Source organism: Methylobacterium sp. TK26 (genome assembly GCF_055361565.1).
Map to the genome: position 1 here is coordinate 315,930 of NZ_CM143965.1, position 12,756 is coordinate 328,685.

The window sequence follows — 12,756 nt, forward strand, 5'->3', positions numbered from 1 at the left end:
GGGCGTGCCGGTTATCTTAACGGCCCCTTAAACCGCCGCATTTACAGCGTCTCAGAACGCGTCCGCAGGGCCGCCGCGACGTCATGTCAACGTCCGGTTGCGCGGCCTCGCGCGCGGGCGAGCAGCTTCGTGACGGGTGTCGATGGCGCAGAAGCGTGGCAGAGCCGAGCCGAATTTCGATGTCCCGGAAGGGCGGATCGGCCAGCGCGGCGACCTCGACCTGCGCCTCTCCCGCGAGGATCGGGCCGGCGGCGGCGAGGCAGGGAGCAAGGAACGCGTGAGCAGGCAACCGGCGAAGCGGTCCTCCCCGTCCCGTGGCTCCTCCGGGGGCCGGGGCTCGTCGGGCAGGGGGCGCAGCGCGAAGCGCCGCCGCTCGTGGCTCGGCCGCATCGTCTATGGCGGCGTGGTGCTCGGCCTGTGGGCCGTGATCGGCCTCGCCGGGCTCATCGCCTACCACGCATCGCAATTGCCGCCCATCGACCAGTTGGCCGTGCCGAAGCGCCCGCCGAACATCGCGATCCTGGCGAGTGACGGCACGCTCCTGGCCAATCGGGGCGAGACCGGCGGCCGGGTGGTCTCGATCAAGGAACTGCCGCCCTACCTGCCGCGCGCCTTCGTCGCCATCGAGGACAGGCGGTTCTACCAGCATTTCGGCGTCGATCCGGTCGGCATCCTGCGGGCCATCGGCCAGAACCTGACCCGGCGGGGTGTCGCCCAGGGCGGCTCGACCCTGACGCAGCAGCTCGCAAAGAACCTGTTCCTGACGCCGGAGCGCTCGGCCTCGCGCAAGATCCAAGAGGCGATCCTCGCCCTGTGGCTCGAACACAAGTACACGAAGGACGAGATCCTCGAACTCTACCTCAACCGCGTCTATTTCGGTGCGGGCGCCTATGGCGTGGAGGCGGCGGCGCAACGCTATTTCGGAAAGCCCGCCAAGGACGTGAGCCTCGCACAGGCCGCGATGCTCGGCGGCCTCGTGCAGGCGCCCTCGCGGCTGGCGCCGAATCGCAACCTGCCGGCGGCCCAGGCCCGCGCGGCGCAGGTGCTGGCGGCGATGCAGGAACTCGGCTTCGCGCAGCCGCAGGACGTGAAGGTGGCGCTCGCCCAGCCGGCCCGGCCGGCGAGCATCCGGGGCGGCGGCTCGGCCAACTACGTCGCAGACCTCGTGATGGACGTGCTCGACGATTACGTCGGCAAGTTCGAGCAGGACATCACCGTCCAGACCACCGTCGATACCTCGCTGCAGGCCACGGCCGAGCGGTCGCTGGTCGATGAGCTGAACAAGCAGGGTGCGCGCTTCAATGTCGGCCAGGGGGCGCTGGTCTCCATGCGTCCGGACGGCGCCATCCGCGCCCTGATCGGCGGACGCGATTACGCGCAGAGCCAGTTCAACCGGGCGACCACCGCGAAGCGCCAGCCGGGCTCGTCGTTCAAGCCCTTCGTCTACCTCGCCGCCGTCGAGCGGGGCCTGACCCCCGACACGATGCGCGACGACGCGCCGGTCAAGATCGGCAGCTGGGCGCCGGAGAACTACTCCCACCGCTACGAGGGCCCCGTGAGCCTGCGCTTTGCGCTGGCGCACTCCCTCAACACCGTGGCGGTGCGCCTCGGCCAGGAGGTCGGCCCGAAGGCCGTGGTGCAGACCGCGCAGAAGCTCGGCATCACCTCGCCGCTGCAGGCCAACGGCTCCATCGCGCTCGGCACGTCCGAGGTGACGCTGCTGGAGATGGTCGGGGCCTACGGTGCCTTCGCCAATGGCGGCACGGGGGTCATTCCCTACGTCGTGGCCTCGGTGAAGGGCTCGGACGGGAAGTTCCTCTACAAGCGCGCCGACAGCGGCCTCGGCCGGGTGATCAGCCCCGATGCCGACGGCATGATGAACGCCATGATGCACGAGACCTTCGTGAGTGGCACCGCCAAGAAGGCCGACATCCCCGGCTGGGAACTGGCCGGCAAGTCCGGCACCACGCAGGATTACAAGGACGCGTGGTTCATCGGCTTCTCCGGCAGCCTCGTCACCGGGGTCTGGCTCGGCAACGACGACGGCGAACTGACGAAGAAGGTGACCGGCGGCGGCCTGCCGGCGGAGGTCTGGAAGACCTACATGGTTCAGGCGCTGAAGGGCCAGAATCCGGTCCCGCTGCCCAACCTGAACCGCTGGCGCCGGGCGCCGGAGACGACCGCCTCGGTCGCCAATGCCGGCCCCACCGACGTGCTGAACCAGATCATCGACGGCCTGACGCCGGCCCCGCAGGCGGAGGCTCCGGCCCGCCGTCGGCGGGAGCAGCGCGCCGAGCCGAACTTCTTCGAGAAGCTGTTCGGCATCGGCGAGTAGGCGGCGCCTACAGCATCGGCAGGATGCGCGGGCGCGGCCCGCGCGGGAAATGGCTCTCGATCAGGGCGATCTCAGCGGCGTTGAGCTTGATCTCGGCGGCCGCCGCGTTCTCCACCGCGCGCTCGGCCCGCACCGTCTTCGGGATGGTGAAGACGTTCGGCAGACGCAGCAGGAAGGCGAGCACGATGGCGTGCGGCGAGGTGCCGTACGCGTCCGCGATGCTCTTCAGGACCTGCCCGCCCGGGCTCGCGGGCTCCGGGAAATCGCCGCTGCCGAAGGGCGAATAGCCGACCAGCGCCACCCCATGGGCCGTGCACCACGGCAGCACGGCATGCTCGATGGCCCGCTCGGTCGGGCAGTAATAGACCTGATTGCAGGCGATGCGGTCGGGCCCGGCGATGGCGAGCAGGCGTTCGAGGTCGTCGACGTCGAAGTTGCTGACGCCCCAGGACAGGATCTTGCCGTCCCGGCGCAGATCCTCGAACCCCGCCACCGTCTCCGCCAGGGGGTGGCTGCCCGGCCAGTGAAGCAGGTAGCAGTCGATCCGGTCCGTGCGCAGCCGGCGCAGGGACGCCTCGCAGGCCCGCACCACGCCGCGCCGCGTCGCGTTGCTCGGCACCACCTTGGAGACGAGAAAGATCTCCTCCCGGCAATCGGCCATGGCTTCGGCGACGATGGCTTCCGCCTCGCCATACATCTCGGCGGTATCGATGTGGGTCATGCCGGCATCGATCCCGGCCCGCAGGGCGCGCACGGCCTCCGCGCGCTCGCTGCCGTCGATCCGCCACGTACCCTGTCCGATGACGGGCACGGCGACGCGCGCCGCCCCGAAGCCCCTCGTGTGCATGCCGCTGCCTCCCCGGTCCTACCGCTCAGCCGGCGGCTCGCCGTGCGCCTTACTCGCGCCATCATGGCCGGGTGAGCAAGGCCCCGACGCTACGCGCATTCGTAGACTTTAAGCTAGGGTCGTGTCCGTGTCCCCTGCGCTCGACGCGAATCGCGAGGTGCGTTGATGCTGCCGCCGCATCGCTGGTTCTGGGTGCTCATCGTCCTTGCGGCGGGCGCCGCCGGACTGCTCTACAATTTTATCTTCGCGGCGGGCGCCTCGCCGCTCGCCGGCCTGACCTATGGCCTCTGCATGGGCATGGCCGTGCTGGCCTTCGACCGGGGGCTGATCCTCGCCGGGCTGCAGGCGAAGATCCGCCGCTGGCCCGCCTGGGCCTACGTGCCCGCCGCCGAGGCGGCCTACGTGCTGATGATCGCGGCGGGCTGCGCCCTCGGCGGCGCGGTGGTGTGGGCGCTGGGCCTCACTGAGGACAACTTCTCCACCGCGACGCGGCTGACGCCGCGCGTGCTGGCCTATTCGCTGGGCGTCTCGGCGATGCTGGTCTTCGTGATCCGCATGCGCGACCTGATCGGCGGCGAGGTCTTCGTGAACTTCATGATCGGCCGCTATCACCGGCCGGTGGAGGAAGAGCGCATCTTCCTGTTCCTCGACGTGGTCGGCTCCACCGCCTTCGCGGAGGCGCATGGCGACCTGCGGGCGCAGGAATATCTCGGCGCGGTCTTCGCCGCCCTGGCGGAGCCGGTGCGGCGGCACAACGGCTCCGTGGACGACTATATCGGCGATCTCGCCATGATCACGTGGCCGATGAGCCGGGGCTTGGCGGACGCGAAATGCGTCTCGTGCCTCTTCGCCGTGCTCGACCGGATCGAGGCCGACGCGGAAGCCTGGAAGGCCCGGTTCGGCACGGTGCCCCGCCTGCGCGCGGCGCTGCACGGCGGCTCGGTGGTGACGGCGGAAGTGGGCGTGGACCGGCACAAGATCGCGTATTTCGGCGATGCGGTGAACGTCACCTCGCGGATCGAGGCCCTGTGCCGCCCGCTCGGGGTCGGCATCCTGATCTCACAGGATCTGCTGGAACGCCTCGACCGCCTGCCGGCCGGGATCCGGGCCCGTTCGCTCGGCTCGCATGCCCTGCGCGGGCGCGGTGCGCCGCTGGCGGTTGCGACCCTGGAACGGGGGACGGTGCTGGGAGAGCCGGCGAACGCGACGGCGCCAGCGGGCCTGCGGGTGGCAGGGGCGCGGTAGGCGCCGCCCCGCCCTCAGCCCTGACGGGCGACGAGGTCCTTGAGGGCCGCGTTGATGCGGTCCTGCCAGCCGGGACCGTCCTTCTGGAAATGCTCCAGCACGGTGCTGTCGAGGCGCAGGGTCACGCTCTCGCGCATGCCGGGCGCTGCGGCGGGAGCCGCAGGCGCAGGTGCCGGAGCGACCGGCTTGGTGGTCGCCTTGCGGAACGCCGCCTCGGCGGCCGCGCGGGCATCCGTGGGGCGGCGACGGTCGCGGGTCTCCACCATGGCGAGCCTCAATCCTTCTTGGCGGTCTTGCGGGCAGCCGACTTGCGGGCCCGGTCCTTCGCGGCCTTGGCCTCGTCGGCCTCCTGCTTGGCGGTGGCGGCGGCTTGGGCGTCGGAGGCTTCCCTGGCGAGGCGCAGGGAGCGGAGACGCTTCGTGCGCTCGTCCACGGCGACCTGCGCGGCCAGATGCTCGGCCATGGCCTGGGCGCCCTCGCGCGCCATGCGCTCGGCGCGCTCGGCCCGTTCCGCCTTGTTCTCGGCCTTCAGACGAGCTTCGGTTTCCGCAGCACGGATCTCTTCCGCCTCGTCGAGGTCGGTTTCGATGTCGTCGCTCATTGCTTCCCTTTCGTCCCGCGCCGGCGCAGCCGGCCACATCAAGGAGACGCGGCGGTCGGGGCGGGTCCGGCCGGTTCGAGGAGGGGGGGGAGGAAGGGCCGGATGTCCCGACCCGATCAGACCGCCGGGTGGCAGCCCGTTCAGGCCGGAATGTTAAGGCCTTTAGCATGCCGGTGACGGGTCTGGCGAATCCGCCGGGCCCGAAGACTGCTCAACGCACACGGTAATTCAGCGGGATCGTCACGGATAGGCTCGGCTGCGTGACGCCGGCCGGCGCCGCCGGGAGCCCGCCGCGCACGGCGGCGAGCGCCGCGCTGTCGATCTGCCCGACCCCGCTCGACCGGGCGAGGCCGGCGCCGGTCACGGAGCCCGAGCGCATCACCGTGAAGCGGATCACGGCCGTGCCGCCCGACGTGCCGGCGGCGGCGCCGGGATTCATGCGACCATGGATCGCGGCGCTGATGGCGCCCGTCCACTGCCGGAGCGCGCTGGGATCGCTGCCCGCCGCCGCGCGGCCGGCCGCGTTCTCCCGCGAGGACGAGGCCGAGGCCCGCTCGGCGCCCTGCCGCGCCTTCACTTCCCGCGCCTTGGACTCCCGCGCGGCCTTGGCCTTCGCCTCCTTGGCCTCGCGGATCTCCTCCAGCCGCTCACGGCGCTCCTCCTCCTTGCGCTTCTCCTCGCGGATCTTGCGCAGGCGGGCTTCCTTCTCGGCCTTCAGCTTGGCGAGGTCGACCTTCGGCTTTTCCGGCTCGACGGGCTTCTCCTCCTCGACCGGCTTCGCGACCTGCTCCGGCGGCGCGGACAGGGGCTCGGCCTGCTCGGCGGTCGAGGTGACGACCTGATCCTGCGGCTGGACCGGCGCCACCTCCGTCGCGGCGACGGGGGGCGCCTCCTCGGGAGCGATCTCGGTCATCTCCGTGGGCGGGGGCGGCTGGGTCGCCTCCTCGACGGGCTCTTCGACCGGCTTGGCCTCGGGGGGCGTCGCCTGCACGGCCTGCTGCTCGGCGGGGGCCTGGGTCGGAGCTTCGGTCATCACGGGGGCGAGGTCGACCGTCACCTGCTGCTCACCGGGGGGCGCCGGGGGCGTCAGCCCCAGGAACATCACCGCCACCAGGGCGAGGGCGTGCAGCCCCAGGGCCACGAGGAAGGCGGCGACCAGCCCGGACGGGCGGCGCGGGGGCAGATGCGTCGATGTCAGCGCGGTCATCGGCTCAGCGAGCGGCGGGGGCGGACGCGGGCGCGGCGGGAGCGCCGCCCGGCGATTGGGCGATGAGCGAGACCTTGGAGAAGCCCGCCTGCCCGACGAGGCCCATCACTTCCATGACCTTGCCGTAGGGCACGTCGCGGTCGCCACGGACCAGCATCACTTGGTCCTTGTTCTCGGCGGCCATCTCGCGCAGGCGCGGCACGATGCTCTCCATCGTGAACACCTCCTTCGCGATGGAGGGGTTGCCGTCCTTGTCGACGGTCACTTCCAGCGGCTTTTTCGCCTGCGCCACCTTCGAGGCCGTGGTCTTGGGCAGCTGCACCGGCACGCCGGTCGTCATCAGCGGCGCCGCGACCATGAAGATGATCAGCAGCACCAGCATCACGTCGACCATCGGCGTGACGTTGATGTCCGCCATCGGCGCCGCGTCGAGGCCGTCCTCGTCCGCGCCGTCGCTCGCTCGGCTCGTCACCATCGCCATGGGATTCTCTCCTTCGCTCCCGTCCTGCGTCGCGCGGCCCGGCCTATTCGGCGGCGGCGCGGTGCTGGCCCGCCCGGTCGCGGGCGAGGCGGTTGCCGAGGGTCGAGATGCTGGAGGCGAAGGCGCTCTGGATGCCGCCCACGTCGGCGGTGAGCTTGTTGTAGGCCATCACCGCCGGGATCGCGACGACGAGGCCGATGGCGGTGGCGAACAGCGCCTCTGCGATGCCCGGCGCCACGACGGCCAGCGACGTGTCCTGGCTGCGGGCGATGGAGGAGAACGAGTTCATGATGCCCCAGACGGTGCCGAACAGGCCCACGAACGGCGCCGTCGAGCCCGAGGTCGCGAGCAGCGACAGGCCGGTGCGCAGGCGCTTCATCTCGAGGCCCAGCGCGCCGCGCATCGCCCGCTCGATACGCTCCCGGCGCTCGGCGCGGGTCTCGCTCGAATCCTGGTCGCGCCACGCCTCGATGGCGGCGTTGGTGACGTGGCCGGCGATGCCCTTCAGGCCGGTATCGAGGCTGCCGCCGGAGCGGACCATGGCCTCGAACGCCTTCGCCTGACGCCGCGCCGCCGCAAGGCGCACGATCTTCTCGAACACCACGGTCCAGCAGGCGATGGAGGCGATGACCAGCAGGATCATCACGCCCTTCACGATCGGATCGGCCTGGAGGAACAGCCCGAGGAACGAGAAATCGTGGGCTTCGATCGGGGCGGCCTGGGTCGGATCCATGTCGGGCTCCTCAAACGTCTGTGGCTCGGGCCGGCGCGGCGGCCCGCGCAGCGCGCACCGTCAAAGCCGGAGGCGCCCGGGCGGAAGCCGCCCGGGCGTTCGTGTCGTCGTGTCGGTTCGCCCGCTCAGCGGTCGAACGGAATGGTCCCCTTGCTCTCGACTTCCGTGCGTTCGAGGCAGGCTTCGCGCGCGCCCTCGCCACCGTCACAGGAGAGCACGTCGTTCAGCAGAATGCGCCCGACCTTCGGGCAGGCGATGCCGGGAAAGTCGAAGATCTTGACGGTCGTCTTATGCGAAGCGACCGGAGCGAGTTCCACGGCCACCCGCTTCTGCGCGACGCCCTCCGTGTCGAACGCGAACAGATCAACCTTGAAGGTCTTGAGGGCGCTGCCCTTGCTGTTGTCGACCACCATGGTGATGCGGCACGCATCGCCCGCATTCTCGGTCTTGTTCAGCTGAAGCTTGACCGGCGCGGCCTTGTCGCCCCCGGCCTCCTGCGCCATCGCGGGCACCGCGAGGGCGGCGGCGACGAGGCCGGAGGCGAGCGCCAGACGGGCGCGGCCCTGGAAGAAACTCCGGTCAAGCACGGTCGATCATCCCTTTCATCATGTCCGGCCTCCTCAATGGAGGATTTTAGGCCGGGGGCAGGAAGGCGCCAGCCGGACGGCCGCCGCATCGATGGTGCCGGCGGCGGCGCGGACGGCGGCTGCGAGGCGCGGCGCCGGGCGCCCGGCCAGGGCGGCGGCTTCCTGCGCCACTTCGTCCCACGCACCCCGGCGGCCACGGCCGATCAGGGCGACGAGGGCGCATTCGTGGCCGGTGAGACGGCAGCAACTCGCGGGCATGAACGCCCAGTCGCCTTCGCGCTCGACCCGGAGCGCCCGGACGATGTTGACCATTCCGGCGACGAATTGCCCGCCCTCGTGCGAGCCGAGCAAATCCTCGGCGCCGTTGAAGGCCGCGTCCCAGCAGGCGATGTCGCCGGTCATGTAGCCGGCCGCCACGAACCGGGCGACGGACAGGGCCAGGATCTCGGCCTCGTCACCGCAGGCTTCGACGACGCGACGCATCGGATGGGGGGCAGGCGGGATCGACGATGGCAATCGAACCTCCTGAGAAGATAGGGGCCGGGACGGCGGTGCGTTGCGGAAGCCGAGGTATCGGGAACAGCCCCCGGCTTCAAGACCCGAGGCAAAAATCAGAGCCGTTCCAAACTGTTAGCGGGAAAATCTGGCAATTCGGGTCCGGGCCCGCCGAATTCCTGAACGGCGCCCGGCCTTTGCGGGTCATTCCGGCGGCGCGGCCCCGACGCGAACTGACGCCCCGTCGCTCCCTTGATGGCCCGGAACCGCTCGGCCATATCTCGCCTGTCCCGGCGGCTCCGCCGGGCGGAGCGCTGCCTGGTGCGGGCTCCGTGGCGCCGAGGCGCTCATCGGCTTGCCGGGCGGGGCGCCCGCAGGTCTGAGGCTTCGCACTGAGGGAACAGTCCCGCGATGACCCGACCGTCGCCCTTCGGGCACCCTTTCCTGCTCGGCTTCGATGAGATCGAACAGGCCCTCGACCGGGTGTCGAAGGCCGCCAACGACGGCTATCCCCCCTACAACATCGAGCGCCTGCCCCGTACCGAGCAGGAGCCGGAGCGCCTGCGCATCACCCTGGCGGTGGCGGGCTTCACCCGCGACCAGCTCGACGTGATGCTGGAGGAGAACCAGCTCCTCGTGCGCGGCCGGCAGGTGGACGACCGGGAGCGGCATTTCCTCCATCGCGGCATCGCCGCCCGCCAGTTCCAGCGGGCCTTCCTGCTGGCCGACGGGATGGAGGTGATGGGCGCCGACCTGTCGAACGGCCTTCTTTCCATCGACCTCGTGCGGCCGGAGCCGGAGCGGGTCGTGCGACGGATCGACATCCTGGCGCGCGACTAGGACGACCGGTCAGGAGATTGATCTCGCGGGGTCGATCACCACATGGGGCTCGTACCCCCGGTCGCCTTCTGGGGCCGGGTACCCCCGGTCGCCTTCTGGGGCCGGGACCGACGCTCTGCCTCGAAGGAGGGTTTCCATGTCCGAACTGAACGCTGCACCCCTCACCGAAGCCGATCTCGACGCTTCGGCCTTCCAGCCGGCGGATCTCGCCGTGCTCGGCGAGGGGCATATCGCCTATGTCCGCCCGATCCGGTCCGAGGAGGTGCGCCGCCTCTTCCCGCAGGCGCCCGACCTGACCCCCGGCCTCGACCTGTTCGCCCTGCTGTCCGCGAGCGGCGCGCCGATCATGCTCGCCGACACGCGGGATGCCGTCCTGGCCAATGCCATGGCGCAGGACCTGCACACGGTTAGCCTGCACTGACCTCAGGCGATACCGGCCACCGCCGCCACCAGCCGCGCGATATCCTGCGGCCGGGACAGGCGGTGGTCGCCGTCGGCGATGAGGGTCAGCACGGTGTCTTCCGCCGGCAGCCGCTCCAGCAGGCGGAAGGCATGGGCCGACGGCACGTCCGGGTCGCGCCCTCCCTGGAGGATGTGGACCGGGCAGCCGAGGTCCACCGGCCCATCCAGCATCAGATTGCTCCGGCCATCCTCGATCAGCGCCAGGGTGAAGACCGTCGGGCGCGGGTCGTACTCGCTCGGCACGGCGATCCGGCCCTTCGCCTTCATCGCCTGCTTCTGCGCGTCGTCGAGGCCCGCCCAGATCAGCTCCTCGGTGAAGTCCAGCGCCGGAGCGATGAGCACCAGGCCCGCGGTGCGCTTGCCCTGCCGGGCGCGTTCGCGGGCGACGAGGCAGGCGACCCATCCTCCCATGGACGAGCCGACCAGGACCGGCGCCTCGCCGGCATGGGCGTCGATCACCGCCCGCGCGTCGGCGAGCCAGGACGACATTACGTAATCCTCGAACGTGCCGCCGGAGACGCCGTGCCCGGCATAGTCGAACCGCACGAAGCGCCGCCCTTCCTGCTCGGCCCAGGCGTCGATGGCGGTCGCCTTCGTCGCGTTCATGTCCGAGCGGAATCCCCCGAGCCAGACGACCGGCGGCCCGGCCCCGTCGCGCACCCGGACGGCGATGTCGCGCGCGGGGCCATGCCCCTCGACTGTCATCGTGAAATTGGATTCAGGCATTCCGCGAATTCTCCTCGATTTGCAGAGAAACGAACGGCGGGGCTTCAGACACCGTTTACCGGACCGTAAAGCGCGACCGCCATGCTGCGCCGATGGGGACAGGTCTTTACGTGGATACGTGGCAACGAACAGCCGCCCTCGGGCGGCTTCTCACGGGGGAGCCGGTCATGGTCGAGGAGGCGAGGGGAGGCCCGAGCTTTCCGGCGACCGAGGGGCGGCTCGCCGGGGCCTGCGTCCTGCAGATCATCCCCGATCTCGACGCGGGCGGCGCCGAGCGCACCACCGTGGACGTCGCGGCCGCCCTCGCGGCGGCGGGCGGCCGGGCGCTGGTGGCGACGGAGGGCGGGCGCCTCGTCGGCGAGTTGCAGGCCAAGGGCGGCCATTGGCTGCGCTTTCCGGCCGCCTCCAAGAACCCGCTCAAGATGGCCCTCAACACGGTGAAGCTCGCCGCATTGTGCAAGCGCGAGGGCGTCCACCTGATCCATGCGCGCTCGCGGGCCCCCGCGTGGGTGGCGCTCGGCGCGGCGCGGCGGCTCGGCCTGCCCTTCGTGACGACCTATCACGGCAGCTATTCCGGCCGCACCGGGGTGAAGGTGCTCTACAATTCCGTGATGGCGCGGGGCGACGTGGTGATCGCCAATTCGCGCTACACCGCGAGCCTCATCCAGCAATTGCACCCCGCCGAGGCCGGCGACCGCCTGCGGGTGATCTATCGCGGCACCGACCTCAGCGCCTTCAACCCCCATGCCGTCGGGCCGGGGCGCGTCGAGGCCCTGCGCCGGGCCTGGAACGTCGAGCCCCATCACCGGGTCGTGCTGCTCGCCGCGCGGCTGACGGCCTGGAAGGGCCATCGTTGCCTGATCGAGGCCGCCGCGCTGATGCGCCAGCAGGGCGTGCCGGACCTCGCCATCGTGCTGGCCGGCGATCCGCAGGGGCGCACCAGCTATGAGCGGGAGATTGACGCCCTCGTCGCCGCGCGCGGACTCGACGGCATCGTCCGCCGAGTGGGCCATTGCACCGACATGCCGGCCGCCTTCCGCGCCGCCTCCGTCGTCGCGGTGCCCTCCATCGAGCCAGAGGCCTTCGGCCGCTCGGCGGTGGAGGCGCAGGCGCTGGGCACGCCGGTCGTGGTCTCCGATCTCGGCGCCGTGCCGGAAACGGTCCTCGCGCCCCCGGACGTGCCGGCCGGGCAACGCACCGGCTGGCGCGTGCCCGCCGGCGATTCGGCTGCGCTGGCCGCCGCGCTCACGGAAGCTTTATCCCTCGGCGCCAGCGCCCGCGACGCGCTGGCCCGACGCTGCCGGGCGCATGTGGAGGCGAACTTTTCGCTGGAACGGATGGTGGGGGACACGCTCGCCGTCTACGCGGACCTGCTGGGCCGGAGCGGCTGAGCCCTCCTTGCGCCGACGCGCGCGACCGCACACATCAGGCCAGGGCGCGGAACATATTGACGTTTCGCGCGCTGGATCGGTGAGCCAATTCGTCACTCAACCCGGTTGACTCGTGGCGTTGTTGCGTCAAGGTGTCGACTCCGGAAAGGACCGGAACGGCAGGCGGTCAGGGGATCTCGGGAGGGATCCGGCTTGGCCGCCGTTTGTCGTTGAAGCAGGAGAACACAGCCATTCGTAGACCGATGAGAGCCATGCCGGCCCCGCAGAAGGATGGGCCGCGCGCCAACCGCGACATTCGCGGGGTGCGAGACGTGCAGTTGATCGACGATACCGGGCAGAACCGTGGCGTCGTGCCCTTCTTCGATGCGCTGGCGCTCGCGGAAGAGGCGGGCCTCGATCTCGTGGAGATCGCGCCGAACTCCGTCCCCCCGGTCTGCAAGCTGCTCGATTACGGGCGCTTCCGCTTCAACGAGCAGAAGAAGCAGAACGAGGCGCGCAAGCGCCAGAAGACGGTCGAGGTCAAGGAGATCAAGCTCCGCCCCGGCATCGACAAGCACGACTACGACACCAAGATGAAGTCGGTGCAGCGCTTCTTCGAAGAAGGCGACAAGGTGAAGGTCACCCTGCGCTTCCGCGGCCGCGAGATGGCGCACCAGGACCTCGGCCTGAAGCTCCTCGAGCGGGTGAAGTCCGAGACGGCGGAGATCGCCAAGGTGGAGAGCGAGCCCATGCTCGAAGGCCGCCAGATGATCATGATCCTCGCGCCGCGCTGATCGCGAGCGACGCGCCGTCCACGGGCGGCGCGA

At 70.7% G+C, this 12,756-nt stretch carries 15 protein-coding genes; 6 read left to right on the forward strand and 9 right to left on the reverse strand.

What is annotated here, in order from left to right; translation table 11 throughout:
- The first annotated feature begins 142 nt into the window (after window positions 1-142).
- A complete protein-coding gene (locus ACXJ1Y_RS01540; protein ID WP_463848435.1) occupies window positions 143-2,335 on the forward strand; it encodes a transglycosylase domain-containing protein in 2,193 nt (730 codons plus the stop codon).
- 7 nt (window positions 2,336-2,342) lie between these two features.
- Here ACXJ1Y_RS01540 and ACXJ1Y_RS01545 read toward each other — a convergent pair whose 3' ends face one another.
- Complete coding sequence (locus ACXJ1Y_RS01545; RefSeq protein ID WP_463848436.1) at window positions 2,343-3,182, reverse strand: aldo/keto reductase; 840 nt, start codon at window positions 3,180-3,182, stop codon at window positions 2,343-2,345.
- Between the two features lie 165 nt (window positions 3,183-3,347).
- On the opposite strand from ACXJ1Y_RS01545, the gene ACXJ1Y_RS01550 reads away from it, so the two are divergent.
- Window positions 3,348-4,427 (forward strand): adenylate/guanylate cyclase domain-containing protein, encoded by a 1,080-nt coding sequence (locus ACXJ1Y_RS01550; protein ID WP_463848437.1) that lies wholly within the window; start codon window positions 3,348-3,350, stop codon window positions 4,425-4,427.
- A gap of 14 nt (window positions 4,428-4,441) precedes the next feature.
- On the opposite strand, the gene ACXJ1Y_RS01555 is transcribed toward ACXJ1Y_RS01550, so the two are convergent.
- The 7 genes from ACXJ1Y_RS01555 to ACXJ1Y_RS01585 form a co-directional block, all read right to left on the reverse strand.
- Window positions 4,442-4,693: a BrnA antitoxin family protein gene (locus tag ACXJ1Y_RS01555; RefSeq protein WP_463848438.1), complete on the reverse strand. Its 252-nt coding sequence runs from the start codon at window positions 4,691-4,693 to the stop codon at window positions 4,442-4,444.
- Between the two features lie 8 nt (window positions 4,694-4,701).
- Window positions 4,702-5,028, reverse strand: coding sequence for a hypothetical protein (locus ACXJ1Y_RS01560; protein ID WP_463848439.1), 327 nt, complete (start codon window positions 5,026-5,028; stop codon window positions 4,702-4,704).
- A gap of 211 nt (window positions 5,029-5,239) precedes the next feature.
- Window positions 5,240-6,235 carry an energy transducer TonB family protein gene (locus ACXJ1Y_RS01565; RefSeq protein ID WP_463848440.1) on the reverse strand — a complete coding sequence of 332 codons (996 nt, stop codon included), beginning with the start codon at window positions 6,233-6,235 and terminating at the stop codon, window positions 5,240-5,242.
- A 4-nt stretch (window positions 6,236-6,239) separates the two neighbouring features.
- Complete coding sequence (gene tolR / locus ACXJ1Y_RS01570) at window positions 6,240-6,716, reverse strand: protein TolR (RefSeq protein ID WP_463848441.1); 477 nt, start codon at window positions 6,714-6,716, stop codon at window positions 6,240-6,242.
- Between the two features lie 43 nt (window positions 6,717-6,759).
- On the reverse strand, window positions 6,760-7,449 hold the full coding sequence (locus ACXJ1Y_RS01575) for a MotA/TolQ/ExbB proton channel family protein (RefSeq protein WP_463848442.1): 690 nt from the start codon (window positions 7,447-7,449) through the stop codon (window positions 6,760-6,762).
- 125 nt (window positions 7,450-7,574) lie between these two features.
- Window positions 7,575-7,952 (reverse strand): Tat pathway signal protein, encoded by a 378-nt coding sequence (locus ACXJ1Y_RS01580; RefSeq protein ID WP_463850007.1) that lies wholly within the window; start codon window positions 7,950-7,952, stop codon window positions 7,575-7,577.
- Between the two features lie 117 nt (window positions 7,953-8,069).
- Window positions 8,070-8,519: a hypothetical protein gene (locus ACXJ1Y_RS01585; protein ID WP_463848443.1), complete on the reverse strand. Its 450-nt coding sequence runs from the start codon at window positions 8,517-8,519 to the stop codon at window positions 8,070-8,072.
- A gap of 423 nt (window positions 8,520-8,942) precedes the next feature.
- Between ACXJ1Y_RS01585 and ACXJ1Y_RS01590 the strand changes: the two genes are divergently transcribed.
- Together ACXJ1Y_RS01590 and ACXJ1Y_RS01595 are read left to right on the forward strand one after the other, a co-directional pair.
- On the forward strand, window positions 8,943-9,371 hold the full coding sequence (locus tag ACXJ1Y_RS01590) for an Hsp20 family protein (RefSeq protein ID WP_463848444.1): 429 nt from the start codon (window positions 8,943-8,945) through the stop codon (window positions 9,369-9,371).
- Window positions 9,372-9,507: 136 nt separating this feature from the next.
- On the forward strand, window positions 9,508-9,792 hold the full coding sequence (locus tag ACXJ1Y_RS01595; protein ID WP_463848445.1) for a BQ00720 family protein: 285 nt from the start codon (window positions 9,508-9,510) through the stop codon (window positions 9,790-9,792).
- Between the two features lie 2 nt (window positions 9,793-9,794).
- On the opposite strand, the gene ACXJ1Y_RS01600 is transcribed toward ACXJ1Y_RS01595, so the two are convergent.
- Window positions 9,795-10,559: an alpha/beta fold hydrolase gene (locus tag ACXJ1Y_RS01600; protein ID WP_463848446.1), complete on the reverse strand. Its 765-nt coding sequence runs from the start codon at window positions 10,557-10,559 to the stop codon at window positions 9,795-9,797.
- A 167-nt stretch (window positions 10,560-10,726) separates the two neighbouring features.
- Here ACXJ1Y_RS01600 and ACXJ1Y_RS01605 point away from each other — a divergent pair, with 167 nt between their 5' ends.
- Window positions 10,727-11,950 (forward strand): glycosyltransferase family 4 protein, encoded by a 1,224-nt coding sequence (locus ACXJ1Y_RS01605; protein ID WP_463848447.1) that lies wholly within the window; start codon window positions 10,727-10,729, stop codon window positions 11,948-11,950.
- Between the two features lie 251 nt (window positions 11,951-12,201).
- Complete coding sequence (gene infC / locus ACXJ1Y_RS01610) at window positions 12,202-12,723, forward strand: translation initiation factor IF-3 (RefSeq protein WP_243951815.1); 522 nt, start codon at window positions 12,202-12,204, stop codon at window positions 12,721-12,723.
- Window positions 12,724-12,756 lie beyond the last annotated feature (33 nt).